Consider the following 26,888-nt stretch of genomic DNA (forward strand, 5'->3'; position numbering starts at 1 on the left):
GTTCACCTTAGTCAACCCCCATGACAGTGTGCACCTCCGGGTTGCATCTGCAACCCGGATCACGTCAACGGTGCGGGGATCAGGAGTTGGGGGACGCCACCGCCGACTGGGGCCTGACCGGGAGGCGGTTGACGGGGCGGCCGGTGGCGGCCCTCACCGCTGCGGCGACGGCGGCGGGAGAGGTCACGACGGGAACCGCGGAGGCCGGTTTGGCGCCGAACGGGGCGACCACGTCGCGTTCTTCGAGGATTTTGACGATGCGAATGTCGGGCACGTCCAGGGCGGTCGGGAGCGCGTAGCCGGTGAGGTCGGGGTGGCGGATCACACCGCGGGTGGTGCGGAGGTTCTCGGTGAGGGCCGCGCCGATGCCCTGGGTGACGCCCGCCTCGATGCGGGCGGCCAGTTGGGACGGGTTGAGGATCCGGCCGACGTCCTGGGCAACCGCCATCTCGACCACGCGTACGGAGCCGATTTCGACGTCGACGTCCACCACGGCGCGGATCGCGCAGAAGGCAAGGCCGACGAAGGCGTCGCCCTGGCCCGACTCGTCCAGGGGCTCGGTCGGGTGGGGGCGGCACTGGGCGGTGGCCCAGAGTTCCTTGCCGTCCATGGCCTCGGTGACCGTCGTCGACAGCACGCCGTCGTAGGACGTGATCTTGCCGTCGTTGATCTGCAGCAGTTCCGTGGACATGCCGAACTTGTGGGCCAGCGGCTGGAGAAGCTGCGTACGGACCATCTTGGCGGCGCGTTCCACCGCTCCGGCCGAGACCCAGGTGTGGCGGCCGTGCGTGGCGGGGCCGGCCGGGGGCTGGTCGGTGTCGACGGGCGCGACGTGGACCTCCTCGACACCCAGGGTCTCCTGGACCACCTGGCGGGCCAGGGTGGAGAAGCCCTGGCCCGTCTCGACTGCGGCGCAGATGACCGTGGCGACGCCGTCGTGCACCCTGACCGTGGCCGTGGAGACCTCGTCGGCGCCCTCCGCGCCGAGCATGTGGACCATGCCGAGCGCGTAGCCGACGCCCCGTCGCACCGCGCCGGGTTCGCCCGCGCCCTCCGGGCCGCCGGGGAGCAGCCAGTCGGCCTCCGGGGTGTCCTTGGGGAGAGCGGGGAGTGGGAAGTCCCGTACGGCTTCGAGGAGTTCGGTCACCGGGGCGGGGCAGGTCACCGTCTGGCCGGTGGGCAGGATGTCGCCGGTGGCCAGGGCGTTGCGCAGGCGCAGTTCGGCCGGGTCGATGCCGAGCTTGGCGGCCAGCTTGTCCATCTGGCCCTCATACGCCGCGCACACCTGCATCGCGCCCTCGCCCCGCACGTGTCCGGACGGCGGGTTGTTCGTGCGGACCGCCCAGCCCTCGATGAAGGCGTGCGGTACGACGTACGGGCCGCAGGCGAACGCGACCGCCGCGGCCAGCGATTCGGACGAGGCGTCGGCGTACGCGCCCGCGTCGAGCAGGATCTGCGCCTCGACCTTCACCAGCCGGCCCTCGGTGTCCGCGTGGTGGCGGTAGCGCAGAAGGGTGGGGTGGCGGTGGGCGTGGCCGAGGAAGGACTCCTCGCGGGTGGCGGCCAGTTTGACCGGGCAGCCGGTACGCAACGCGAGGAGGCCCAGGGGCAGTTGGAACCCGGGGTCCTCCCGGTCGCCGGTCGCGCCGGGCACGCCGGTGACGACGATCTTCACCCGGTCCGGTTCGAGGCCGAAGCAGGCGGCGGCGAGATCGCGGTCGGTGTGCGGGTCGGTGGAGGCGGTGTAGATCTCCACGCCGCCGTCGGGGCGGGGCACGGCCAGTCCGGCCTCGGCGCCGATCGGAGCCGGGTCCTGGCGGCCGATGCGGTACAGACCCTCGACGATGACGTCCCCGGTGGCCTCCGGGTCGCCGTAGCACAGCGGGATGTGGCGGATCAGGTTGCCGTCGGGGTGCAGCGGTTCGGCGGCGAACGCCTGCTCCGGGTCGGTGACCGGGTCGAGGACCTCGTACTCGACGGCGATGGCCGCGGCGGCGAGGCGGGCCGTGTCGGGGTGGTCGGCGGCGACCGCGGCGATCGGTTCGCCGTGGTGGCGCACCAAGTCGGAGGCGAAGACCGGACGGTCGACGACCTTGCGTCCGTACGTGCCCTCCCCCGGTACGTCCGCGTGGGTGACGACGGCCCGTACCCCCGGCATCCGTGCGGCGCCCGAGGTGTCGATGGACAGGATGCGGGCGTGCGGGTGTGGGGAGCGGAGGACGGCCGCCCACAGCAGGCCCTCGGCCCAGAGGTCGGCGGCGTACGGGAAGGTGCCCTCGGTCTTCGCGCGCGCGTCGGTGGGCATGAGGGAGACGCCGAGGCCGAGCGCGGCCGGCTCGGTGTCGGTCCCCTCGGCCTGCGGGGTGGCGATCCGTGTGCTGGTCGCGGTGGCCGCGGTGGCCGCGTCGTTGCTCACGCCATGCCTCCGTCCTGCGGGAGCGGCTGGGCACCGGCGGCGCCGGTGGCCGCCTGGTGCGGGATGTGGGGCTCGTCGGACTCCGGGGACGGGGAGTCCGGCGGAGCGGGGGCGGCGTGCGCTTCGCGGCCCGCGATGACCTCGCTCACGGCGTCGAGGACGCCGCGGTAGCCGGAGCAGCGGCAGAGATTGCCGCTGAGCGCCTGGCGCGTCTCCAGTTCGCTGGGGGCGTGGTTGCCCTCCAGCAGGTCGTGGATGGTCATCGCGATGCCCGGGATGCAGAAACCGCACTGGACCGCACCGCACTTGGCGAGGGCGCGCTGGACGTCGGACGGTTCGCCGTCCACGGCCAGGCCCTCGACCGTACGGACTTCGCTGCCGGCCGTGGTGGCCGCGGGGACCAGACAGGACGCGACCAGGCGCCCGTCCACCTGGACGTTGCAGGCGCCGCACTCGCCCTGCGAGCAGCCGTCCTTGGCGCCCGCGAGGCCGAGGCGCTCACGGAGTACGTAGAGCAGCGATTCGCCGATCCAGGCGTCGGTGACGGGACGGTCGGCGCCGTTCACGTGCAGGACGTAGGAGACGGCGGGGTGCTCGTCGGGGACGCCCAGGGGCTGCGGGTCGGCCTGTTCCGAGTCGGCCGGATCGGAGTCGACCTGCCCGGAGTCGGCGGGCTCCGAGCCGGTGGGCCCGGGGTCGGCCTGCTCGGAGTCGGCGGATCGGGTGGCCGTGGGCCGCGATTCGACAGAGTGCGATTCGGACGGCTGCGGGCCGGTCGGCTCCGGGTCGGCGGGCTGGGGGTTGGTGGGCCCGGCGTCGGCGGGGTGCGGGTGCGGCTCGGCGGAGTCCGCCCCGGTCGACGCGTTCGCCTCGGCGGGCCGGGGCTCCGCGGGCAGTACGTCCGGAGACGAAATCGCCGGCGGGGTGTCGTCCGGCGACGTGCTCGGTGACGTCGCGTCCGGTGATGTGGTGTCTGGTGACGTCGTGTCGGTGGGCGCGCTGGACACCGTGTCCGGCAGCGGAGGGGCGGCCTCCACTACGCGCCCGGCGACCGCACCGGCTTCGGTCACGACTTCGGTCACGACTTCGGTCACGGCGCTGTCGTCGGGGGCCGGGGGCTGCGCGAGGTGCGCTTCGGGGACGGGTACGTCCCCGGAAGCGGGACCGGGAACGGGGACGGGATCGGGGACGGGAACGGGAACGGGGACGGGATCGGGAACGGGGACGGGATCGGGATCGGGGACGGGGGCGTCCGCGGTGACAGGACCGGGGCCGGGGCCGTCCTCGGCGGGCGTCTCCGGGGCGGCCTCGGGGATCCGGGAGTGGTCCTCGTACGCCACGGGCGCTGCTTCGGGGTGTGCTTCGGTCGGCTCCGTCGCGGATGCGGCGACGCTTTCCGGTGTCCGTTCCGGTTCGACGACTGCGCCGGGCCCGGGGGCAGGCACGGGCTCGGGCGCGTGCACAGGCCCTGTGGCGGGCCTGCCGACGGGCTCGCGTTCGACCTGGGGCTCGGTCCGGGGTTCGGGCTGGTGCGGGGCGTGGGTCTCGGCCTCGGCCTCGGACACGGGCGCAGGTCCGGGCTCGGGCTCCGGCACCGGGTGCTGAGCCGCCCACGGCGCGGGCGCGCCGCCAGGCAGCGTGGCCGGCGGAGTCCGGTCCCCGTACCACTGGGAGGCGAGTGCCGAGGCGGCGAACTCGCCCGACTCCTCCGGAAGATCGCCCTCGGCGACCGGAATCGTCCACTGACCGGTGTGCCCGGAGCCGCCGTTATGACCGCTGTGGTCTGTGTGGCCTCTGTGGTCTGCGTGGCTGCCGAGGCCGGACTGAACACCGGGGCCGGGCTGACCGATCTGACCGGAGTGCTCGGCGTGGTGAGGCGTGTGGTCGGTGTAGCCAGTGTGGTTGGTTTGAGCGCTGTGGTCCGCGTGAGTTGCCGGGTCGCCGTGCCCCGCCGGGGCCGCTTGTGCACCCTGGCCGGCAGACTCGCCGTACCCGTCGTATCCGTCGTATCCGGTGTAACCGTCATAGCCGGACAGGTCCGTGTGACCAGTGCGATCGACGTGACCGGTGTACTCACTGGGCTCGACGTTGCCACCGTGCGCGGCATGCCCACCGTGCTCGGCGGACTCGGCGTCAGCGGCCTCGTGGAAGTTCCACTGGCCCGTCGCGGCCGGGGTCTCCTCGTACTGCGTCTGCTGCGGGTATCCGTATCCGTACGACGCCTGCTGCTGGTTCGGGTCCGGCCAGTGCACCGCGTCCGGCGCCGTCGGCGGGGCGGGCTGCTGCGCACCCGCGGCCGGGGCCTGCTCCTGGCGGCTCTGCGGCTGCGCGACCCAGTTCTGCGTGGTCGCGGGGTCGAACCCGGCCGCAGGGGTCAACGGCACGATCATCGGCGGTACGTAGCCGTGGCCGGGCGCGGCCAGCGGGATGTTCGCCAGGTCCTCCGGCGACAGGTGGACGAAGGCGGTCGCATCGGTGTCGAACTCGCCGCCCTGCGGCGTCGGCTGCCAGCCCCCGTGCTGCGACGGCGGCCGGGGCTGCTCCCCCTGCCCGTACTGCTCGTACTGCTCGTGCTGCTTGTTGCGTTCCTCGTTGCTCACGACAGTGCCCTCCCCAGCGCGCGCCGGGCCAGTGCGGCGACGGTACGCCGCAGATGCAGTACGGCGGGGGGCAGCGGTGGTGCTTCTCCCCCCTCGACGGGCGGTGCCTGGTCGGGGACGCAGGCGGCGGCGACGTACTCGCCGAAGGCGGCCAGCGCCTCGGGCGCCAGGCCCCGTGCACCGTCCCAGTCGATCAGTGAGGCGATCCAGTGCTCGGCCTCCAGCGGGCGCAGCGGCATCGGCGCGATGGCGCCGACGGCGCAACGGACCCCGCGCCGGGCCGGGTCGAGGACTATCGCGACGGAAGCGGTGGCACGGCCGGGGCCCGTGCGGCCGGTGGCCTTCAGGAAGACCTGGGGGGCGTGCAGCAGCGGTACGCGGACGAAGCCGATCAGCTCGGCCGGTTCGAGCGTGTCGCGGCCGGCCAGCAGGTGCGAGACCGGGATCTCCCGGCGGACGCCGTTCGGGCCCGCGATGACGAGGTCGGCCTCCAGGGCGGCGAGGACCGGGAGGGAGTCGCCGGTGGGCGCGGCGGAGGCGATGTTGCCGCCGAGCGTTCCGGCGTTGCGGATCTGGGGCGGGCCCGCGGCGCGCGCGGCGGCGGCCAGGGCGGGGATGAGGGCGGCGAAGTCCGGCCGTCCCATGCGCGCGTGGGTGAGCCCCGCACCGAGCAGGGCGTGGCCGTCCTGGTAGTGCCAGCCGCGCAACTCGCTGATGCGGCCGAGGCCGACCAGCCCCGAGGGACGCAACAGCCCCTGGTTGACGGCCGACATCAGGTCTGTTCCGCCTGCCACAGGAACGGCGGCGGGCATGGCGCCGAGTGCCGCCACGGCCTCGTCGAGCGAGGCCGGCAGCGTCACGGACTGCGTCGCCTGCGGTGCGTGCGTGGTCAACCCAGCTGCCCCTTCCCGGTGTCCCGGCTGTCCGGCTTGTATCGCCGTACGGTACGTGCTCGAAGCCTGGACGTGGCAACTCTGGCACATCTTCCGACCGGTCCGACGCGAGGGTCCACGAAGGGCGTATCCGTCCATGAGCAGGGGGAATGATCCTGATTCGCTCCGCTTCGGCATGGCGGAGGAATTGCCACTGTTCGGCGAATCCCGTACGGGCCGCCCCATGTGCCGCCCCTGCCCTACGAGTCGTCCCGTATCCCCGTCCTTCCCGTACGAGTCGTCCCGCCCTCGGGGGCCGGGTGTTGCCCGCGCACGGTACGGGGTGCGCGCCGGGCGGAACACTCCGCGGGCGGGCGCACGACGTGGAACGCTTCCGGCTGCCGCGCTTCTTCGGACCGGGCGTGACGGCCCGAGGCAGGGCGAAGGACCGGGCCGGGAGGGGCCGAAGAGGCAGCGGACCGGACTCGGGGCCGACGCCTTGCGCGCTCCCCGTTACCCCGCGGCCGGGATCACACGTTCGGGGCCGGTCCCTCCAAGGCGCGTCCGAGCACGCCCGGACGGTGGCCGGTAGTCGACACCCAGCGCGTCGAGTCGGGCACAGTGCGCGGCCATGCGCCGCTCGAAGGCGGCGAAGTCCCGGTCGGCGGAGGCGGGCAGGCGACCTCGGCGAACGCGGCGAGGCGCGGGAAGACCTGGCAGTCGACACGGGCCCGGCTCTGCATAACCTCGGTCCAGACGTTGGCCTGGGCGCAGACGTTGGCCTGGGTGCCGAGGACGTGGCGGGCCGCCTCCTCGGAGAGGCCCGGGGGGGCGGGTTCGAAGCGGTGGACGTCCTCCAGGGTGCGGACGAATCCGACGGGTATCGGCTCGTCGGGGCCGCCGTCCTGACGGTGCTCCAGGTAGACGAGCTGTTCCGGACACATCACGACGTCGTGGCCGGCCTCGACGGAGGTGCCCCCTCCTCCGTAGCCGCGCCAGGACGAGACGACGGCGCCCGCCGGGAGACCCCCTTCGAGGATCTCGTCCCATCCGATGAGACGGCGTCCGCGCGCGGCGAGCCAGGGATCGAAGTGCCCAGTCGGTAGCCCTCGGGCTCCAGGGCGGGGTCGAGTCCCGGCCGGATCGTGCACGGGGTCGCATACGAAGAAGGCCGGCACGGAAACGGTCATCACCCATACGCAACGCGCGTTTCGCCTTGCACAACTGGCAGGAGAGCAGGTGCGCCCCTCCGGTGCCGACATGTGGTCTCAACCACTCCGTGCCCCAGGGACGCAGCCCGTGCAACACAACACACGCAGACCACGCCATGCTCATGGGATCGAGCAATGCGCGCACATCACCTGATGAACGCGGACCGTGCGACAGGTGAGCGTCGGCAGCGCGACGCGGGGCCCGCTTCCCCGCGTCTCAACGCAACGCAAAGGGCCCCCGGGACACGCGCCGACGCGCGCCCCGGGGACCCGAAGCTCTGGCGCCCGAACGTTTCCGGACGGTCCAGATGAATATTCGAACGGCCCCGGAGAATTCCGAACTACTCCGAACGATGCGTAAACCGCTCGAACCGTACATGGACCGCTCGAACCGTACGCGGACTGCTCAAACCGTACGCGGACCACTTACCGTCTGCGGACTACTTCTTGTCCTTGCCGCCCTTGTCCTTGCCGCCACCGGCGCCCATGGACTCGTAGATCTCCTTGCACAGGGGGCAGACCGGGTACTTCTTGGGGTCGCGCCCCGGTACCCAGACCTTGCCGCACAGTGCGACCACGGGGGTGCCCTCCAGGGCACTCGCCATGATCTTGTCCTTCTGGACGTAATGGGCGAAGCGCTCGTGGTCGCCGTCGCCGTTCGACACCTGCGGCGTCGGCTCTACGAGGGTGCCCGTACCTGCCCCGCGCTCGGGCTCAAGAGTGCTCATAGAGGCCAAGGGTACTGAAAGCCCGGGACTTCAGTTCAGCGAAGGGTCGTCGGGATACGTGGCGATCATGGCCAATTCGCTGCGCTGGCGGCGCAGGACCGCTCGCCAGAGGTGCTCCGGGCGCGGTGAGGAGACGTCTCCGGGCTCGGACTCGACGACGTACCAGGCGCCGCCGGTCAGTTCCTTCTCCAGCTGCCCCGGGCCCCAGCCGGCGTATCCGGCAAAGATCCGTAGCGAGCCGAGGGCGGCGGCCAGCAGCTCCGGCGGCGCCTCCAGGTCGACCAGGCCGATCGCCCCGTACACCCGGCGCCAGCCGAGCGGTCCCTCGTCGCCGGGGATGACGGCCACGCCGAGCGCGGAGTCGAGCGAGACCGGGCCGCCCTGGAAGACGACGCCCGGTTCGCCGGTCAGTCCGGCCCAGGACGTGAGGATGTCGCCGACGCCCACCGGGGTCGGCCGGTTCAGGACCACGCCGAGCGAGCCCTCCTCGTCGTGGTCGAGGAGCAGCACCACGGCACGGTCGAAATTCGGATCCGCGAGCGCGGGTGTGGCCACGAGCAGTCGCCCTGTGAGCGAGGACACCTCGGTCATGGCAGAAATGATCCCGCATCTCGGCCCTCCGCGGGGCCCGCCGGGCCCTCCGGTCGCTGACACGGCTCCCGCACGCAGCTCAGGCGCACGGATGCACGAGGAGCGCGCGGGCGGGCGGGCACGGCGGGTCGAACGGCGAGCGCGACGGAGCGGACCGGAAAGCTTAGCGGACGGTAACCCTCCGCAAGAGTGGAGAAACAGAGCGTGTTGTGGCGAGTTCATGACGTCCGCGCAGCCCGGGTTCCCTGCGGGAAGGGGGACGATGGGCCATTACCCTTTCGTTTGGCCCCTGCCCGACCACTCCGGAACGCGAGATCCATGACCGGCACAGACGATGTCCTGCTTGTCCACGGCGGAACCCCGCTGGAGGGCGAGATCCGCGTCAGAGGCGCCAAGAACCTGGTGCCGAAGGCGATGGTCGCCGCGCTGCTCGGCAGCGGGCCCAGCAGACTGCGCAACGTGCCCGACATCCGCGACGTGCGGGTGGTGCGGGGGCTGTTGCAACTGCACGGTGTGACGGTGCGCCCGGGTGACGAGCCGGGGGAGCTGGTCCTGGACCCGACCCATGTGGAGAGCGCCAACGTCGCCGACATCGACGCCCACGCGGGTTCCTCGCGCATCCCGATCCTCTTCTGCGGCCCCCTCCTGCACCGGCTCGGCCACGCGTTCATCCCCGGGCTCGGCGGGTGCGACATCGGCGGCCGGCCGATCGACTTCCACTTCGACGTGCTGCGGCGGTTCGGCGCGACCATCGAGAAGCGCGCGGACGGCCAGTACCTGGAGGCCCCGCAGCGGCTGCGCGGCACAAAGATCCGGCTGCCGTACCCGTCGGTGGGCTCCACCGAGCAGGTGCTGCTGACGGCGGTGCTCGCCGAGGGCGTCACCGAACTGTCCAACGCGGCGGTCGAGCCGGAGATCGAGGACCTCATCTGCGTGCTGCAGAAGATGGGCGCGATCATCTCGATGGACACCGACCGGACGATCCGGATCACCGGTGTCGACCGTCTGGACGGTTACACGCACCGCGCGATCCCGGACCGCCTGGAGGCGGCCTCCTGGGCGTCCGCGGCGCTGGCCACCGAGGGCAACATCTACGTGCGGGGCGCACAGCAGCGCTCGATGATGACGTTCCTGAACACCTTCCGCAAGGTGGGTGGCGCGTTCGAGATCGACGACGAGGGCATCCGCTTCTGGCACCCCGGCGGCGCGCTGAACGCCATCGCCCTGGAGACGGACGTGCACCCCGGCTTCCAGACCGACTGGCAGCAGCCGCTGGTCGTGGCCCTGACGCAGGCGTCGGGCCTGTCCATCGTCCACGAGACGGTGTACGAGTCGCGGCTCGGCTTCACCTCCGCGCTCAACCAGATGGGCGCGCACATCCAGCTCTACCGCGAGTGCCTGGGCGGCTCGGACTGCCGCTTCGGCCAGCGCAACTTCCTGCACTCGGCGGTCGTGTCCGGGCCCACGAAGCTGCAGGGCTCGGATCTGGTCATCCCCGACCTGCGCGGAGGCTTCTCGTACCTGATCGCGGCACTCGCGGCCCAGGGCACCTCGCGGGTGCACGGCATCGACCTGATCAACCGCGGCTACGAGAACTTCATGGAGAAGCTGGAGAAGCTGGGCGCGAACGTGGAGTTGCCGGGCGGGGCACTGGTCTGAGTCACAGCGGTCCGGTCCGGGCCACGGCAGTCCGGCCATGCGGTCCGGCCATGGCCCCGGGCACGTCCCGGGGCGGTGTCGGGACGGGTCCGGGGCCGGTGGCGAGCCGGTGCCGGGCCAGGTCCGTGTGCGGCCGACGGCTGCTGAGGGGGTTCGGGGCGCTGCCCCGGGCCCCTGAGGCGTTCAGGGACCCCGTCCGGCTTTCACGGACCCCCGTCCGGCCTCACGGACCCCCGTCCGGCCTCACTGCCCCCCCGTCCGGCCTTCACGGACCTCTTTTTTCGGACGGCGTCCGGCGTCCGGCGTTTCATGGCCCGCCGCAGGATCCGTCCGGTCGTCCATGGCCGGTGCGGGGCCTCCTGAGGGTTCTTCGTGGCCGGCGGGGCCTCGTCGGCGTTCATGGAGCCGGTCAGCGGCCCCGTTCACGTACGCCGTTCACGGGCCCCGGTCGGGCGTCCGGCATAGAGGGTGGGAGCCTTCCGATGCCCGGTGGGATCGCGCGGTGGGAGCAGTTCGGCGTCCCGCCGAAGGTATGCCGGGTTGCCGCGTCTCGCGGCCCCGGCTGGAGCCTCTCGGCCCGGCCCAGGCGGTGTGCGTACCGCCCCGGACGAGCCATGGAAGGGCCCGGACAGACGAAGGAGAGGCCGCAAGGGCCCTCTCGGGCCGGTAACACGGAAGGGCGGTCACCCTTGGCCGGGTGCCCGCCCTTCGTCGCGTCATGGGGGCTTACTTGCCCTTGGCGGCTTCCTTGAGCTTGGAGCCCGCGGAGACCTTCACGCTGTAACCGGCCGGGATGTTGATCGGGTCGCCGGTCTGCGGGTTACGAGCGGTGCGAGCGGCACGGTGGGTGCGCTCGAAGGTCAGAAAGCCGGGGATGGTGACCTTCTCGTCGCCCTTGGCGACGACCTCACCGACGGTCTCGGCGAGCGCGGCCAGCACGGCGTCGGCGTCCTTGCGGGTCACCTCGGCACGGTCGGCCAGGGCGGCCACCAGCTCACTGCGGTTCATGTTGTTACTCCCGTGTTCTTCTTGCCTGTGAGGCGTGAGATCGAAGCCGATGCTGCCAGGGCCCTCGGACAGTCCCCGGACCCGGGTCTTTCGTCAGACCCTCGCGCCCGATTACGCATCCTGCCCCCACCTGCGGCGGGAAAGCCAATCCGGCACCCTCCGGAGTCACACGAAAAGCACCACTTCCTCGCCGTGGTGACGTTCCGTCGATGCCGCGGAAGCAGTCCGCAGCGGGTGCGGGGCTGTGCGGGACGCGCCGCCCGCCCACCCTAAAGGGGCGTTTGTGGCGCCGCGACCCGCGACGCGCCGTAGGCCGGTCCGACCTGGGTCACATCGACGTGGGGCCCGTCACAGCGCCTCCGGCGGCCTTCGCCGCGTCCCGGACGGCGCCGGCGACCGCGCCCGCGACCTTGTCGTTGAAGACCGACGGGATGATGTAGTTCGCGTTCACCTCGTCCTCGGCGACGACGTCGGCGAGTGCGCGGGCCGCCGCGAGCATCATGTCCGTGTTGACTGCGCGGGACTGGGCGTCGAGCAGGCCGCGGAAGACGCCCGGGAAGACCAGCACGTTGTTGATCTGGTTCGGGAAGTCGGAACGACCGGTGGCGACAACTGCGGCCGTCTGACGGGCGATTGCCGGGTCCACCTCGGGGTCCGGGTTCGCGAGCGCGAACACGACCGCACCGTCGGCCATGGCCGCGATGTCGGAGCCGTCCAGGACGTTCGGGGCGGAGACGCCGATGAAGACGTCGGCGCCGACGACGGCCTCCTTGAGGGTGCCGGTGACGGACTCGGGGTTGGTGTTGTCCGCGATCCAGCGCAGCGGGGAGTCGGCGGCGGCGGAGACCAGGTCCTCGCGGCCCTCGTGCACCACGCCGTGGATGTCGGCGACGACGGCATGCTTGACGCCCGCGGCGATGAGGAGCTTGAGGATGGCCGTGCCGGCCGCTCCGGCGCCGGACATGACGACCCGGACGTCCCCGATTCCCTTGTCCACCACGCGAAGCGCGTTGGTCAGCGCGGCCAGCACCACGATGGCGGTGCCGTGCTGGTCGTCGTGGAACACCGGGATGTCCAGGGCCTCGCGCAGGCGTGCCTCGATCTCGAAGCAGCGGGGTGCGGAGATGTCCTCCAGGTTGATGCCCGCGAAGCCGGGCGCGATCGCCTTGACGATCTCGACGATGGCGTCGGTGTCCTGGGTGTCCAGGCAGATCGGCCAGGCGTCGATGCCGGCGAACCGCTTGAAGAGGGCCGCCTTTCCCTCCATCACGGGCAGCGCGGCCTTCGGCCCGATGTTGCCGAGGCCCAGCACCGCGGAGCCGTCCGTCACAACTGCGACGGAATTGCGCTTGATGGTGAGGCGGCGCGCGTCCTCGGGGTTCTCGGCGATCGCCATGCAGACACGGGCCACGCCCGGGGTGTAGATCATCGAGAGGTCGTCGCGGTTGCGGATGGGGTGCTTGGACGCCATCTCGATCTTGCCGCCGAGGTGCATCAGGAACGTACGGTCGGAGACCTTGCCCAGGACGACGCCCTCGATGCCGCGCAGATTCTCGACGATCTCGTCGGCGTGCGCGGTGGAGGTGGCGGCGATGGTGACGTCGATCCGCAGCTTCTCGTGGCCGGACGCGGTCACGTCGAGGCCGGTGACCGAACCGCCGGAGGACTCGACGGCCGTGGTGAGCTGGGAGACGGAAGTGCCGCTCGCGGGCACCTCCAGCCTGACCGTCATCGAGTACGAGACGCTGGGCGCCGTTGCCATGGCCGAGTCCTTCGCTTTCCTTAGCTTCATTGCCGCGCGGCCGGGGCGCTCGCCTCGGACGTGCTTTCCGATCGTCGCACCTACCGACCAGTAGCCGGTAATGACTGCCACATCTCGAAAACCGGTTTCCACCCTACGAGATGTCATGGGCTCGACGGACAGGTGCGGGACGTCCGACGCATTCGGCCGGTGCGTCCGATGCGCCCGGCCGGTACGCACGGGACGAACCGGATCGAGCGCGTGCCGCCCTCGTGAACCAGAACAGACCCGCGCCACCAGGAGGTGACGCGGGTCTGTCATCTGCTTGAACGGCACCGACCCGCCATGCTCGCCTCGCGGCAAGTGGTCGCTCGAAGCGACGAAGGTTGGGCCCGGGGGCTTGGATCGAGCCGGTGCCGCACACCAGGCTAACAAACACCCGAGAAAAGCGATTCCCGGAACCCTGTCCGAATTCCGGTCCGGATTCGAAAGCTGGGCCGGACCCGGACCGGACCCGGTCCAGGGCCTTCCGTCGCCTCGTCCGGTCGAGCACCCGGCCCGGGACACCGCTGGTCCCGCACCCGGCCGGGGCGGACCGCCACCGGCACCGTGACCAGGGCCGGGCACGCCGTCGGTCCCGGTCACGCCGTCAGTCCGCACGCGCCGTCAGTCCCGCAGCAGGTCCGGGATCCCGTCCTCGTCGGGCAGGTCCCGCTCGCCCGAGACCACCGTGAGCTGCTGCGTGGCGCGCGTCAGCGCCACGTACAGCACGCGCAGGCCGGCCGGGGACTCGTCGGCGATCTCCGCGGGCGAGACGACCACCGTGGCGTCGTACTCCAGGCCCTTCGCCTCCAGGCTGCCCAGCGCCACCACCCGCTCACCGAGGCCGGCGAGCCAGTCGCGGGCCTGCGCCCGGCGGTTCATCGCGACGACCACGCCGACCGTTCCGTCGACCTCGGCCAGCAGCCGACGCGCCTCCTCACGCACCGAGGCGGCCAGGTCGCCGTCCCGTACGGCCGTGAAGCGCGGCTTCACGCCGGTGGAGCGGACCGCGGTCGGTGACTCGGTCCCGGGCATCGCCAGCGCGAGGACCTTGGCCGCCAGTTCGGCGATCTCCGCCGGGTTCCGGTAGTTGACCGTGAGGGTGAAGTGACGGCGCGGGCGGGTGCCGAGCGCCTCGTCGCGCGCCTGCGCGGCCTCGTCCGGGTCGGACCAGGAGGACTGGGCCGGGTCTCCGACGATCGTCCAGGTGGCGTGCCGGCCGCGGCGACCGACCATGCGCCACTGCATGGGTGTCAGGTCCTGCGCCTCGTCGACGATGACGTGGGCGTACTCCGTGCGCTCCGCGGCCAGCCGCTCGGCCCGCTCGCGCTGGGTCTCCTCGCGCTGCGGCATCAGCTCCTCCAGGCCGGTGAGCTGGTCCAGCGGGTCGAGTTCGCGCTTCTTCCTCGGCCGGTGCGGGGTGCCGAGCAGCGTCTGGAGCTCGTCGAGCATCGCCACGTCGTGCACGGAGAGCGGGCCGTTGCCGTCCTGGTCGAGCCGCTTCAGGGAACGGGCCAGGCGGCGTGCCTCGCCCTGGTTGAGGACCCGCCGCGACCAGCGGCCGAGCCGCTTCTCGTCGGCCATGGCGGCGAGCACCCCGCGCGGGGTGAGCTCGGGCCACCAGGCGTCCAGGAACGCGATGAAGGGGGTCTCCGTGGAGATGTCCTCGTCGAAGGAGGAACGCAGTTCTGCGGCGAGTTCGGGGTCGGTGTAGCGGCCACGGCCGGACGACTTGTTCCACAGGGCGTCCAGAAGCATCCGGCGGGCGCGGGGGCGCAGAAGGTTGACCGGAGCGGTGCCGCCGAGCACCGACTGCCGGATGCGGCGCAGTTCGGCGGCGTCCAGCTCGATACGAGCGCCGAACGCGACGACCCGCAGCCGGGTCGGAGTGGCCGGGGGCACAACGGCCGGGGCGATCGGCCCGACCGCATCGGCAGCACCAGTCGTCGTGCCGGTCGTCTCGGTCCGGCCGGTCACGTCGGTCACGTCGGTCGCGTCGCCGAAGGAGAGCTGGCCGCCGTCGCGGCACTTCGCCCCGCCCGGGTCACCGGGCCGTTCCAGCGCGCCGCGCGCGGCCTTGCGCAGCACCTGGAGCATCCGGGAGGAGCCCTTGATCCGGGCGACGGCGGGTTCGTCGTAGACGGTCGCGCCGTCGGGGCCCGCCGCCTCGTCGGAGAGCGAGCCGACCGCGCGGATCGCGACCTGCCCCTCCTCGCCCAGCGAGGGCAGCACGCCTTCGGTGTAGGCGACGAGGAGCGGGGTCGGCGAGACGACGAGGATGCCGCCCGCGTAGCGCCGACGGTCCTGGTAGAGGAGGTACGCGGCGCGGTGCAGGGCGACGGCGGTCTTGCCGGTGCCGGGGCCGCCGGACACCTCGGTGACGGAGGCGGCGGGGGCCCGGATCACGAGGTCCTGCTCGGCCTGGATGGAGGAGACGATGTCCCGCATGGTGTGGCTGCGCGCCTGGCCGAGCGCCGCCATCAGGGCGCCGTCACCGATGACGGGCAGCCGCTGTCCGCCGAGGTACGCGGACAGTTCGGGACGCATCAGGTCGTCCTCGACGCCGAGGACCCGCCGGCCCTTGGAACGGATGACCCGGCGGCGCACCACCCGGCCCGGGTCCTTGGGTGTCGACCGGTAGAAGGGCGCGGCGGCCGGGGCACGCCAGTCGATGACCAGGGGCGCGTATTCGGAATCGAGGACTCCGATCCGGCCGATGTGCAGCGTCTCCGCGATGTCGGCGGACTTGTCCTCGCGCACGGCGTCGTCGGCCGGCTCGACCGAGGTGTACGCGCCGTCGGGGCCCCGTTCGCCGTCCTTGCCGAGCAGCAGATCGATGCGTCCGAAGAGGAAGTCCTCGAACTCGCTGTTCAGCCGGTTGAGGTGGATCCCGGCCCGGAACACCTGGGCGTCGCGCTCGGCGAGTGCTCCGGGGGTGCCGACCTGGCCCCGCTTGGCGGCGTCGTCCATGAGGAACTCCGCCTCGTGGATCTTCTCCTCGAGGCGACGGTAGACACGGTCGAGATGTTCTTGCTCGACACCGATCTCCCGGTCCCGCAATGAATCGACAGCGGCATCCTGCGCGGCCACCGAGGCCCCCTTCTGACGTGCATCGGGCAGCCGTCAACCATATGCGAAGGGGGGCCGCCGCGCATCTGCCATGCCGGAGAAGGGCGTGACGGGCTCCCTTCCTCTTTCGTCCCACCCCCTCGTCCCACCGCGCCGCCGCCTCGCCCTCGGCGCCTTTGCGCCGTGCGTCCGCTCCGCCTCGGCGGGGCGGACACCTCCGCTGTCCGTTTTCCGCCGTCATGCCGGATCGGCGTCCGTGGCCACCGTGACAGCCGTGACCGCCGCAGTCGCTGCGGTCGCCGCCCGGCGCCGGTGACGGGCCAGTCGTTCCCGGTTCCCACACGCCTCGCTGGAGCACCAGCGGCGCCGGTACCCGCGCGAGGTGTCCAGATAGAGCCGTCGGCAGTTGTCGGCCTCGCAGCGACGCAGCCCGGCCCGCGCCACCGGGTCGGTCAGGAGGTCCACGGCGTCGCGGGCCACGGCGGCCAGCAGCGCCCCGCACTCGGGGTCGCCGCTCAGCGTCCGTATCAGCGTGCCGCCCCTGCCCCGCACGGCCCGGAAGCCCGGCGGGGGCGCCGCGGCGAGCGCGTTGACCCGCTCCAGGGCGTCGAGGGCTTCCTCGGACCCGCGGCCTTCGCCGAGTTCGGCCGTCAGCAGCCGGTCGACGCCGGTCCTCAACTGCCGGAAGCGCACCACCCAGTTGTCGTCCACGGCACCGAGGTGGGTGCCGCTCGGTACGAGTCCGGTGGCGAGCAGCCAGTCGGCGAGCCGCTCGGGACCGTCGAGCAGTTCGCACGTCCCGGAGGTGCCGGTCCCCGTCGCCACCAGGTCCAGGCAGGGACGGCCGAAGCCGAACCGCCAGTCGTACCCGCTCCTACTGTTGCCATGCACATGTCACCGCCTCGGGGTCTTTGCCGGAGGTCTCCCCCAGAGTGCCCCTCGGCCGACCGGCCCGGAACCCCTGAAGCCGTTGGGGGGCCGGCGCGGCCAGGCCCGTTACGGTCTCCGGGTGACCGACGAACGCCGCACCACGGCTCTCGGGGCCGGCGCGCTCCCACGCCGTCCCGCCCCCCGAGGTCGGCGCTCAGCCGGTCGGCGGGTCGTCGTGCAGGATCCGCTGGAACAGCCGGTGGTCGCGCCATTCGCCGTCGATGTGCAGAAAGCGCGGAGCCACCCCGTACTCCTCGAAGCCGCACTTGGCGAGCACCCGCTGGGACGCCACGTTGTACAGAAGCGTCCCGGCCGAGACCCGGTGCAGCCGCAGGTCGTCCCTGGCCATTTCGCAGATGCGGCGCACGGCGGCCGTGGCCAGCCCCCGTCCCGCGTACTCGACGTCGACCCAGTAGCCGAGCGTGCCGCTGCGGAACGGTCCGAGCACGATGCCGTTGAGGTTGAACGCGCCCACCGCGCGGTCCTGTTCGTCCGCGAGCACCCACGACATCGACCGCCCCGCGTCCTGCTCCGCGAGCGTCTGGGACAGCCGCTCCCGCTGCCCGCGCTCGGTGTAGAAGACCTCGGGCCGCAGGGGCTCCCAGGGCCGCAAATACGCGCGGCTGCGGGTCAGCGCCTCGGCGAGGGACGCGGCGTCGGCCATGGTGACGGGGCGGAGTCGTACCTCCGCGTCGAGCTGATACGAGTCGCTGATCACCCCTTCAGGTTGCCCCCGTGCCGCCGAGCGGCCCCCGGCCCGCACGGGCCTCACCGCGCCCGCCTCCTCACTCCTCCTCACTCCTCCTCACTCGCCTCGTGCCGCGCTCTCGCCAGGTCCACCAGCCGGTCGAACGTGCGGTTCAGCTCCGCCCGCCGGGCCTCCTTGTACCCCTCCGTGGGCTCCAGATCGTCGATGGTCCGCTCCCACACCTCCATGAACGTCCTCTTCCACGCCTCGGCCACAGCCGGCTCCGGCACCACCGCACCGACATACCCCTGATCCGCGATCAGGCACAGCAGATCGATGTCGCACGGCACGACCACTCCCCCGTAGTCGTCGGGTTCCAGACCCACCGGATCGCCCGCCATCGCCTCCTGGATCTCCGAGACGAGGCGCCCGGTGATCTCCGCCAGATGGTCCGCCGCCGTGTCGCTCTGGAAATTCCCGCTGCCCCAGGTGCCCATGGTTCTCCCCTTCACCGGTCGTCGCGCACGTGTGCCGCACTGTCTCCAGGTTCTACCGCACGGCACTGACAACAGCGGCCGGACCAGGTGCCCTTGCGCACCGTCACTCCCCTGTCCCGGCTGCCCTGTCCCGCCTGCCGCCGTCCCGACCGCCTCCCTCCGCCACACGTCAGCACCAGCGCGGCGCCACCTGCGCCGGCGTCGGTCCGCCTCCCTCAGCCGCACGTCAACATCAGCGCGGCATCGGCCTCCGGCAGCCAGCTCCCGTCCGGCCGCACCAACCAGCCCTCCTCGGCCCCCAGCCGGGCCGCGGCCTCGCGCAGGGCGTCGAGGCCCGGATGGCGCAGGCCCCTGGGCCACACCATCAACAGCGGGGAGACCGGTACGGGCCGGACCAGCGGACGCACCACGGTGCCCGGCATCGGAGGGAAGCCGACGACGCACAGCACCGGGTGCCGCGACTTCGCCATGACCCGCTGGAACTCGGCCACGCCGACCGCGAGCGGAGCCGGAGGCGCCAGTTCGATGCCCCACTCCGCGAAGAGCAGCCGGGCGAGGTCCGTCCACTCCCTCGTACGCGGATTTCCGTCGCCCGCGTAGACGGTCTCGCCCGCCAGGTCGCCCAGGGCGACGGCCTCCCGCCCGGCGAGCGGGTGATCGGCGGGCAGCAGAACGGCCATCGGCTCGTACCGCACCGACTGGACGCCGAGCCGCGCCCGCACCGCAGGGTCGAGTCCGGCGGCGCGGCCGAAGGACACGTCGAGCCGCCCGGCGAGGATCTCCGTCGCGGCCCAGGTGAGTCCGCTCTCGAAACGCGCCATCAGCTCGCACGCCGGGGCCAGTTCGCGTGCGCGGGCGAGTACGCGGGCGGCCGTCATGCCGTCGGTGTTGAGGTCGACGAAGAGCGGCCGGTCCGCGGCGTCCCCGAAGGCGGCGGCGAGGTCGGCGTGCGCCTCCAGCACCCGCCGGGCATACGGAAGGAGCCGTTCCCCGTGGGCGGTGAGGACGACCTGCCGGGTGGTGCGTACGAAGAGTTCCGTGCCCAGTTCGCGTTCCAGTCGGCGGATGTCCCGACTCAGCGCCTGCTGGGCGATGTAGAGGCGGGCGGCGGCACGTGTGAAGTGCAGGTCCTCGGCCACGGCGACGAAGGCGCGGAGCAGCCGGGGGGCGATGTCGGCGCGGTGCGGCACCGAAGCGTCCGGATCGGTGCAGGAGACCACGCCGAAAATTTACAACGCAGATGCGTTAATCGGTACCAAGAAGGTGTTGGACCCCAGGGGCCCTACGCCCCGAGGGTTGCCCCATGCCGTACGAGAGAAATCCGCCCGCCAACCCCGCCTTCGCCCTCTCCGGGGACTTTCTGGTCATCGCCCACCGCACCGGTGCCCCCGCCCGCCCGACACCCGTCAACCCGTACTTCCGGCTCCTCGCCACCCCTGGCGCCCGCGCGTTCACGGTGGGCAACCTCGTCGCCCGGCTCCCCATGGGCATGTTCAGCGTCAGCGCGGTGATCATGATCGCCGGATCGCGCGGCTCGTATGCCCTGGCCGGTGCCGTCACCGCGGCCGGCCTCGCCGCGACGGCGGTGGTCGCACCCTGGACGGCCCGGCTCGTCGACCGGTACGGGCAGGCCAGGGTGGCCGTGCCCGCCACCGCGATCGCCGTGCTCGGATCGCTGGCTCTGCTGCTCTGTGTCCACTACGACGCCCCGGACTGGACGCTCTTCGCCTGCTACGCCGCGACCGCCACCACCCCCAACACCGGCGGGATGTCCCGGGCCCGCTGGGCCCATCTGCACCGGGGCGACCCGACCACCCTGCACACCGCGAACTCCTTCGAACAGGCGGCGGACGAACTCTGCTTCATGCTCGGCCCGGCCCTCGCCGCCCTGCTGTGCGGGGTGCTCTTCCCGGAGGCCGGGACGCTTGTCGGGGCGATCCTGCTGATGACCGGCGTACTGATCTTCGCCGCCCAGCGCGCCACGGAACCACCGGTGGCGCCCCGTACCCACGCGTGTTCCCCGCTCCGCGCCTCCGGCATGCCCGCCCTGCTCGCCGCCTTCCTCGCCACCGGAGCGGTCTTCGGTGCGATGGAGGTCGTCACGATCGCCCACGCCGGCGGCGCGATCCTGGCCCTCCAGGCGGCCGGCTCGTGCGTGGCGGGGCTGTGGTACGGATCGCTGCGCCCGGCCCCGGACATCAGACGGCGGCTGCTGGGCTGCCTGGCGGGGATGACGGCGCTGATGTCGCTGCCGCTGCTGGCCGTCTCCTCGACCGATTCGCTGCTCGCCCTCGCGGGCGCGCTGCTGCTGGCCGGCGCGGCAACGGCCCCGACGATGGTCACCGGCATGACACTGGTCCAACGCCTCACCCCCGAGGCCCAGTTGAACGAGGGCATGACCCTGGCCGTGACCGCGCTGCTGGGCGGAATCGCCGCAGGTTCGGCGACCGGCGGCTGGATGGTGGAACACGCGGGACAGGTGACGGGCTACGCCGTGCCGGTGTGCGCGGCAGGGCTGGCACTCGTCGTCGCGGCGGCCGGGGTCCGCGTCCCAGGAACCGGCGTACCGGCACGGCGCCTGGAATGACCGGACCGGGACGCACGCGGGCACCAGAGCGCACGGTCCTGAACGCGCGGCCCCGGCGCGCACAAGCCGGGCCGCGTGAGCACAGGGACGTCCGGACGGACACCCGGACGCACGAACGAGGACCCCGCTGCCATTGGGCAACGGGGTCCTCGTTCACATGGGAATTGTGGAGATGGCGGGAATCGAACCCGCGTCCAACGGTGCGGAATCAGGGCTTCTCCGTGTGCAGTTCGCTGCGCTTTTCTCGGCCCCGGAGATCACGCGAACAAGTCTCCGACGGGCTCAGTCACTGTTTGATTTCCTTCCAGGCCCCGTGACCGGGTCTAGAAGTTTAGATCCCTCGATGATGCCAGGATCCGGGTCGGGATCAACCCCGGGCTGACACTTCGCACGTCGCTACTTAGGCAGCGAGGGCGAAGGAATCGCGCTTGGTGTTGGCGATTATTGGTTGCGACATATGGTTTACGAGATCATTGCCGCTTCCTCGACACGCTTCCCCTGCTTCGACAGCCGCTGTCGAAACCGATCATCCCCATGTTGTGTTTTCAATGCGTGCACCCGCTGTGAGGTGCGATGCCATCGTACGTGACCAACGCGCGACGATGCCAGCCTATTCCCGCAGCCCCGGCCGTACGCCCTCCGCCGTACCCTTCCGCCGGACCGCCTCGGCTCAGCGGGTGGTGCCGCGCTGGCGCCGTCGCGCCGCCGCGATCGCGCGGTTGGTCTCCCGCAGGTCCTGCTTCTCGCGCAGGGTCTGCCGCTTGTCGTACTCCTTCTTGCCCTTGGCGAGCGCGATCTCGACCTTGACCCGGCTGTCCTTGAAGTACAGCGCGAGCGGCACGATGGTGTGGCCCGTCTCGCTCGACTTCGACTCCAGCTTGTCGATCTCGGCCCGGTGCATCAGCAGCTTCCGCTTCCGCTTGGCCGAGTGGTTGGTCCAGGTGCCCTGCACGTACTCCGGGACATGGACGTTGTGCAGCCACGCCTCGCCCCCGTCGATCTGGACGAAGCCGTCCACCAGGGAGGCCCGCCCCAGTCGCAGCGACTTGACCTCGGTGCCCATGAGCACGAGACCGCACTCGTAGGTGTCGAGGATGTGGTAATCGTGCCGCGCCTTCTTGTTCTGCGCGATGAGCTTGCGCCCCGTGTCTTTTTCCTTAGCCATAGTGCGGCCATTTTCGCACTACGACCCGCCTCCGAGGCCACTCAATACCGTCTCGGCCCGCTGCTCGGCGCCGGAGTCGACCACGAGGTCCGGGGTGATGCCGCGGCCGTCGACGCCGCGCCCCGCCGGGGTGCGGTAGTGGCCGACGGTCAGCTCGGCGACCGCGCCGCCCGGGAGCCTGCTGGGCATCTGGACCGAGCCCTTGCCGAAGGTGCGCGACCCGACCGTGACGGCGCGGCCCCGGTCCTGGAGCGCGCCGGTGAGGAGCTCGGCGGCGCTCATCGTGCCGCCGTCGACGAGGACGACGAGGGGGCGGTCGGTGTCGCCGCCCGGCTCCGCGTAGAGGGCCCGTTGTTCCCCGCGCACGTCGTACGTGGCGACCAGGCCGCCGTCCAGGAAGGCGGAGGCGGCGGTGACGGCCTCCGTGACCAGGCCGCCGGAGTTGCCCCGCAGATCGAGCAGCACCCCGACACCGGCCGGGGCCTCGCGGACCGCATCCCGCACCTCGGTACCCGATCCCCTGGTGAACGAGTCGACGTCGATCAGCACCGCCGCAGAAGGCGCGGAGCGTGCGGAACGCTCCGGTCCGATCCGCCGGACGGTGACGGCCTCGGTGCTGAGCCTGGCCCGGTGCAGGGTCTTCGTACGGAGGACCGAGCCGCGCTGGACGCCCAGGACGACCGTGCTGCCCGCCGCCGCCTCCGTACGGTCCCCGCGCAGCAGGGCGACGGCCTCCGCGACGGGGCGCCGGTCCATCCGCCGGCCGTCGATGGTGCGGAGCAGGTCGCCCGGCTCGATACCGGCCAGGTCGGCGGGGCCGCCGGGCTGCACCCGGGCCACCTCGACCAGCCCGTCGGCCGCGCGCTTCGCGGCGATCCCTACACCGGTGTACGAGCCGTCGAGCGCCTGCTCGAACTCCTCGTACTGCCGCTCGTCGTACACCGCGCCCCAGCGGTCCCCGCTGCGGCTGACGACCCTCTCGGCCGCTTCCGTACCGGACTTGCCGTCGGCCACGGCGCGGGCGGCGGCCGAGGCGACCTCGTCGCCGTCGACGGTGGAGGCGGCGGAGGCCGCGGAGGTGACGGGGGCGGCGGAACGGGCCGTCGGCCGCGGGGACTTCGCCTTGTCGCGCGGCAGCGAGCCGGTGGCGGCCGCGGTGGCCAGCGCGCACGCGAAGACCAATGTCAGGGCGGCCCCGCGGCGCACGCCGCGGGGCCCGAAACACCGTGCGGGACCCGACATGGCGTCGAGTCTAGGACAACACCCCACAGGGCCACGGACGGTTGGCCGTCCCCCGCGGGGGATCTCGTCACACCTTCAGGTACTTGCGAAGCGCGAGAAGAGCGGCAACGGCGGGCATCAGCAGCCCGATCGCCAGCACCAGGGGCAGCTTGGTGAGGACCGCGTCCCAGCCGATGAAGTCGATCAGGGTCAGCTTGCTCTGGAGCGCGAGGCCGCCGTCGATCAGGAAGTAGCGCCCGGCCAGCAGCATCACGCAGGCGAGCACTCCACCGATGAGACCGGCGAACGCGGCCTCCATGATGAACGGCATCTGGATGTAGAAGCCGGAGGCGCCCACCAGCCGCATGATGCCGGTCTCCCGCCGTCGGCTGAACGCGGACACCCGGACGGTGTTCACGATCAGCATCAGCGCGATCACCAGCATCAGCACCATCACGAAGACGGCCGCCACGTTCATGCCGTTCATCAGCCCGAAGAGGTTGTCCAGGATCGACCTCTGGTCCTGGACGGACTGCACCCCGTCACGACCGGCGAACGCGGTGGCGACGACCTTGTACTTCTTCGGGTCGTGCAGCTTGACCCGGAACGACTCCTGCATCTGGTCCGGCGTGATGTTGCTCGCCATGGGCGAGTCGCCGAACTGCTCCTGGTAGTGCTTGTACGCCTCGTCGGCCGACTCGTACGTGACCGTCTGGACGGCGTCCATCTTCTTGAGATCGGCCTCGATCTCCTTCTTCTGCTGAGCGGTGACGGCCCCCTTGGCGCACTTGGGCGTCGAGGTCACATCGCTCTTGCTGCAGAGGAAGATCGAGACGTTGACCTTGTCGTACCAGTAGTCCTTCATCGTGCTGACCTGCTCGCGCATCAGCAGCGCGCCGCCGAACAGAGCGAGCGAGAGGGCGACGGAGACGACGACGGCGAAGGTCATCGTGAGATTGCGACGGAGGCCGACGCCGATCTCCGACAGGACGAACTGGGCGCGCATGGCGTCCTTTCAATGCTCGATGCTCAGTGCTGGTAGCCGTAGACGCCGCGGGCCTGGTCACGTACGAGACGGCCCTTCTCCAGCTCGATGACGCGCTTGCGCATCTGGTCGACGATGTTCTGGTCGTGGGTCGCCATGATCACGGTGGTACCGGTCCGGTTGATCCGGTCCAGCAGCTTCATGATGCCGACGGAGGTCTGCGGGTCGAGGTTACCGGTGGGTTCGTCCGCGATCAGCAGCATGGGGCGGTTCACGAACGCCCGCGCGATCGCCACGCGCTGCTGCTCACCACCGGAGAGCTGGCCGGGCATCCGGTCCTCCTTGCCGCCGAGGCCGACCAGATCGAGGACCTGGGGCACGGCCTTGCGGATCTCGCCGCGCGGCTTGCCGATGACCTCCTGCGCGAACGCCACGTTCTGCGCGACGCTCTTGTTGGGGAGAAGACGGAAGTCCTGGAACACCGTGCCCAACTGGCGGCGCATGTGCGGCACCTTCCAGTTGGACAGGCGGGCGAGGTCCTTGCCCAGGACGTGGACCGAGCCCGTGCTGGCGCGTTCCTCGCGGAGGATGAGCTTCATGAAGGTGGACTTGCCGGAGCCGGAGGAGCCCACCAGGAAGACGAACTCGCCCTTCTCGATATCGAGCGACACATCCCGGAGAGCGGGACGGCTCTGCTTCGGGTAGGTCTTGGAGACGTTGTCGAATCGGATCACGGATGCACCACGGTCGGCCGGGAGTAGGTGTGCGTGACCTTACGCGAACCCGGCTGACGCGTGCAGGCGCACGTCCTTCGATGGGCGATTTATGGCGGAACGGAAGCCGCCGCGAGCGGGGGTGCAAGCGCTGCGGAACGGGTGATCTCCGACGGGCCGCGCCGAAATCCGCGCGAGCTGGCACAGTGGGAGGGGGAACGGTTGCGTTTCCCTGAGCGTTGTGCGGAGAGAAGGCATATGCGGCTCCGCCGCGCGGGAGGAGGAAAGCGCATGACCTATGACCGACTGGTGTGCGCGAACTGCGCGGCGCCCGTGAGCGAGGGCCGCTGCCCCGTGTGCCGGGCGAGCCGGGAGCGGCTGCAGCAGGAGCAGGGTGTTCTCGCGGGACTGAGCCCGGTCACGCTGGTGGCCCTGCTGGTCGTGATGCTGGGCGCGCTGGCGCTGCTGGCGCACCAGACCGTGTAGCGCCGGTCCGCGCAACCGCTGGAGCGGGTGCGTACGGGGCGGGTACGGACGGCGGGGCTTGGCACGTGTGTACGCGGAGGGGGGGGGGGGGGGGGGGGGGGGGGGGGGGGGCCCGGCCCGGCCGCGGCGGGGGGGGCGGGGGGGGGGTGGGGGGGGGGGTGGGGGGGGGGGGGGGGGTGGGGTGGGGGTGGGGGGGGGGGTGGGTCGGGGGGGGTTCGGGCGGGGGGGGGTGGGCCGGGGTGTGGGGGGGGGGGCGGGGGGGGGGGGCGCCCCCCGGGGCCCCTCCGCGCTTACGCGCGGTTACACGGCGCGGCCGCCCTTAGGCGACGGTACGACCGTTCACCAGGCGCGGCAGGATCCGGAAGCCGATGCCCCCGGCGATCATCGTCGCGGCGCCGACCAGCAGGAACGTGGTCTCGGCGGCACCGGTCTCGGCGAGCTCGTCCTTGCCCTTGCTCTGTGCCACCGGCTGGTTGCCGACGGAGTTCGGGGTCGTGTTGTCGGCGCACTTCGCGCCGTCGAGGTCGACGGTGCAGGTGCCGGTATCCCCGGTCGAGGAACCGGTGTCGCCGCCGCCGGAGGAGGCGTTGCCCGTGGTACCGGACGAGCCGCTCCCGGACGTGCCGGAGGAACCGTTGCCGTTGCCGCCCGACTGCTGGCCACCGTTGCCGTTGCCGCCCGACTGCTGGCCACCGTTGCCGTTGCCGCCCGACTGCTGGCCGCCGTTGCCGTTGCCGCCCGACTGCTGGCCACCGTTGCCGTTGCCGCCCGACTGCTGGCCACCGTTGCCGTTGCCGCCGGACTGCTGGCCGCCGTTGCCGTTGCCGCCGGACTGCTGGCCACCGGCCTGCTGGCCACCGGCCTGGTCGCCACCACCGGCCGCGTCACCACCACCCGCGGCGTCACCGCCACCGGCCGCGTCACCACCACCCGCGGCGTCACCGCCACCGGCCGCGTCGCCGCCACCCGCAGCATCGCCACCGCCGACATCGGCACCACCGGCCGCGTCACCACCGCCGACATCGGCACCACCCGCGGCGTCACCGCCACCGCCGACATCGGCGCCACCGGCCGCGTCACCGCCCTCGGTGCCGCCTTCCAGTCCCAGACCTGCGTCGAGCTCGGCGTTGGCGGACAGGCCGGGCACATTCACATCGACCATTCCGGTGGCCGACGCCGCACCGGCAGCGGTGAGCGAGGCACCTGCGGCGATCACCGCACCGGCGGCGATCCGCGCGACGCGTACGCGCGTCTTCTTGGTCATCTGTTGCTACCCCCAGTAGCTGTTCTCGTCAGTGGAGCAGCCATATGTGGGCCTCGGCTCCGCGGGGTTCGCTCCGAACGGCGCCACATCGAGTCGTAGCCATGCCGCCCGCCCCCGTTCACACCCGTCCCGGACATACGCATGCTGCTCTAGCACCCTGTCCACAGTTAAGAATTACGTCAAGGCCGTTCCAGGCAATGCGCACCGGTTTGCTCGCAGTTGACCGGCATTCAGCATCACGACTGTGACGTACTCGCCACACCGTCCGCGCGCCCCGCGGCCCCAACTCCCTTCCGCAGCGTCCGCGTGCCCGCCCTGTGACAAACGGCGGTGGGGGGGCCCCCGGGGGGGGGGGCCCCCCCCCCCGGGCCCGGGGGGGGGCGGGGGCCGCGGGGGGGGGGGCGCGGGCCCCCGG

The 26,888-nt window shown here is 71.9% G+C and carries 20 protein-coding genes, 1 other RNA gene and 1 pseudogene; 3 read left to right on the plus strand and 19 right to left on the minus strand.

Annotation, left to right across the window (positions count from 1 at the left end; genetic code table 11):
* Positions 1-79: 79 nt before the first annotated feature.
* The 6 genes and pseudogenes from ACGF2V_RS19870 to ACGF2V_RS19895 form a co-directional block, all read right to left on the minus strand.
* Entirely contained in the window at positions 80-2,416 is a 2,337-nt protein-coding gene (locus tag ACGF2V_RS19870) for a molybdopterin cofactor-binding domain-containing protein (RefSeq protein WP_362707303.1), read from the minus strand.
* Positions 2,413-5,016, minus strand: coding sequence for a 2Fe-2S iron-sulfur cluster-binding protein (locus ACGF2V_RS19875; protein ID WP_362707301.1), 2,604 nt, complete (start codon positions 5,014-5,016; stop codon positions 2,413-2,415). The genes ACGF2V_RS19870 and ACGF2V_RS19875 overlap by 4 nt, the downstream gene beginning before the upstream one ends.
* Complete coding sequence (locus ACGF2V_RS19880) at positions 5,013-5,909, minus strand: FAD binding domain-containing protein (protein ID WP_362707298.1); 897 nt, start codon at positions 5,907-5,909, stop codon at positions 5,013-5,015. The genes ACGF2V_RS19875 and ACGF2V_RS19880 overlap by 4 nt, the downstream gene beginning before the upstream one ends.
* A gap of 509 nt (positions 5,910-6,418) precedes the next feature.
* Positions 6,419-6,982 (minus strand): annotated as a pseudogene (locus tag ACGF2V_RS19885) (family 20 glycosylhydrolase); the annotation flags it as partial.
* A 557-nt stretch (positions 6,983-7,539) separates the two neighbouring features.
* Complete coding sequence (locus ACGF2V_RS19890) at positions 7,540-7,827, minus strand: DUF3039 domain-containing protein (RefSeq protein WP_362620777.1); 288 nt, start codon at positions 7,825-7,827, stop codon at positions 7,540-7,542.
* Between the two features lie 30 nt (positions 7,828-7,857).
* On the minus strand, positions 7,858-8,418 hold the full coding sequence (locus ACGF2V_RS19895; RefSeq protein WP_360112854.1) for a YqgE/AlgH family protein: 561 nt from the start codon (positions 8,416-8,418) through the stop codon (positions 7,858-7,860).
* A 318-nt stretch (positions 8,419-8,736) separates the two neighbouring features.
* Between ACGF2V_RS19895 and murA the strand changes: the two genes are divergently transcribed.
* Positions 8,737-10,077, plus strand: a complete 1,341-nt coding sequence (gene murA, locus ACGF2V_RS19900; RefSeq protein ID WP_362620780.1) for a UDP-N-acetylglucosamine 1-carboxyvinyltransferase — start codon at positions 8,737-8,739, stop codon at positions 10,075-10,077.
* A 726-nt stretch (positions 10,078-10,803) separates the two neighbouring features.
* On the opposite strand, the gene ACGF2V_RS19905 is transcribed toward murA, so the two are convergent.
* The 7 genes from ACGF2V_RS19905 to ACGF2V_RS19935 all read right to left on the minus strand — a co-directional run bounded on the left by ACGF2V_RS19905 (position 10,804) and on the right by ACGF2V_RS19935 (position 19,272).
* Positions 10,804-11,085: an HU family DNA-binding protein gene (locus ACGF2V_RS19905; RefSeq protein ID WP_017237029.1), complete on the minus strand. Its 282-nt coding sequence runs from the start codon at positions 11,083-11,085 to the stop codon at positions 10,804-10,806.
* 328 nt (positions 11,086-11,413) lie between these two features.
* Complete coding sequence (locus ACGF2V_RS19910; protein ID WP_362620782.1) at positions 11,414-12,847, minus strand: NAD-dependent malic enzyme; 1,434 nt, start codon at positions 12,845-12,847, stop codon at positions 11,414-11,416.
* A 645-nt stretch (positions 12,848-13,492) separates the two neighbouring features.
* Positions 13,493-15,958, minus strand: a complete 2,466-nt coding sequence (locus ACGF2V_RS19915; RefSeq protein WP_362707295.1) for a UvrD-helicase domain-containing protein — start codon at positions 15,956-15,958, stop codon at positions 13,493-13,495.
* Between the two features lie 216 nt (positions 15,959-16,174).
* Positions 16,175-16,828, minus strand: a complete 654-nt coding sequence (locus tag ACGF2V_RS19920; RefSeq protein WP_362707293.1) for a CGNR zinc finger domain-containing protein — start codon at positions 16,826-16,828, stop codon at positions 16,175-16,177.
* A 193-nt stretch (positions 16,829-17,021) separates the two neighbouring features.
* Entirely contained in the window at positions 17,022-17,582 is a 561-nt protein-coding gene (locus ACGF2V_RS19925) for a GNAT family protein (RefSeq protein ID WP_362620865.1), read from the minus strand.
* A gap of 80 nt (positions 17,583-17,662) precedes the next feature.
* On the minus strand, positions 17,663-18,052 hold the full coding sequence (locus ACGF2V_RS19930; protein ID WP_362707287.1) for a DUF4259 domain-containing protein: 390 nt from the start codon (positions 18,050-18,052) through the stop codon (positions 17,663-17,665).
* A 215-nt stretch (positions 18,053-18,267) separates the two neighbouring features.
* Positions 18,268-19,272, minus strand: coding sequence for a LysR family transcriptional regulator (locus tag ACGF2V_RS19935; protein ID WP_389046419.1), 1,005 nt, complete (start codon positions 19,270-19,272; stop codon positions 18,268-18,270).
* An 83-nt stretch (positions 19,273-19,355) separates the two neighbouring features.
* Between ACGF2V_RS19935 and ACGF2V_RS19940 the strand changes: the two genes are divergently transcribed.
* Positions 19,356-20,639 (plus strand): MFS transporter, encoded by a 1,284-nt coding sequence (locus ACGF2V_RS19940; RefSeq protein WP_362620789.1) that lies wholly within the window; start codon positions 19,356-19,358, stop codon positions 20,637-20,639.
* Positions 20,640-20,803: 164 nt separating this feature from the next.
* Here ACGF2V_RS19940 and ssrA read toward each other — a convergent pair.
* From ssrA to ftsE, 5 genes are all read right to left on the minus strand, one after another.
* Positions 20,804-21,173, minus strand: a transfer-messenger RNA (tmRNA) gene (gene ssrA / locus ACGF2V_RS19945).
* 136 nt (positions 21,174-21,309) lie between these two features.
* Positions 21,310-21,804: an SsrA-binding protein SmpB gene (gene smpB / locus ACGF2V_RS19950; protein WP_362620791.1), complete on the minus strand. Its 495-nt coding sequence runs from the start codon at positions 21,802-21,804 to the stop codon at positions 21,310-21,312.
* Positions 21,805-21,822: 18 nt separating this feature from the next.
* On the minus strand, positions 21,823-23,046 hold the full coding sequence (locus ACGF2V_RS19955; RefSeq protein WP_362620792.1) for a S41 family peptidase: 1,224 nt from the start codon (positions 23,044-23,046) through the stop codon (positions 21,823-21,825).
* A gap of 67 nt (positions 23,047-23,113) precedes the next feature.
* Positions 23,114-24,031 carry a permease-like cell division protein FtsX gene (ftsX, locus tag ACGF2V_RS19960; protein WP_362620794.1) on the minus strand — a complete coding sequence of 306 codons (918 nt, stop codon included), beginning with the start codon at positions 24,029-24,031 and terminating at the stop codon, positions 23,114-23,116.
* 23 nt (positions 24,032-24,054) lie between these two features.
* On the minus strand, positions 24,055-24,744 hold the full coding sequence (gene ftsE, locus ACGF2V_RS19965; RefSeq protein ID WP_362620796.1) for a cell division ATP-binding protein FtsE: 690 nt from the start codon (positions 24,742-24,744) through the stop codon (positions 24,055-24,057).
* A 270-nt stretch (positions 24,745-25,014) separates the two neighbouring features.
* Here ftsE and ACGF2V_RS19970 point away from each other — a divergent pair, with 270 nt between their 5' ends.
* Complete coding sequence (locus ACGF2V_RS19970; protein ID WP_351516633.1) at positions 25,015-25,209, plus strand: hypothetical protein; 195 nt, start codon at positions 25,015-25,017, stop codon at positions 25,207-25,209.
* 319 nt (positions 25,210-25,528) lie between these two features.
* Here the strand turns inward: ACGF2V_RS19970 and ACGF2V_RS19975 are convergent, their stop codons facing one another.
* A complete protein-coding gene (locus tag ACGF2V_RS19975) occupies positions 25,529-26,473 on the minus strand; it encodes an LPXTG cell wall anchor domain-containing protein (RefSeq protein ID WP_362707283.1) in 945 nt (314 codons plus the stop codon).
* Positions 26,474-26,888 lie beyond the last annotated feature (415 nt).

This window comes from Streptomyces sp. NPDC047982 (assembly GCF_043204165.1).
In the GTDB taxonomy this organism is placed as follows: domain Bacteria; phylum Actinomycetota; class Actinomycetes; order Streptomycetales; family Streptomycetaceae; genus Streptomyces.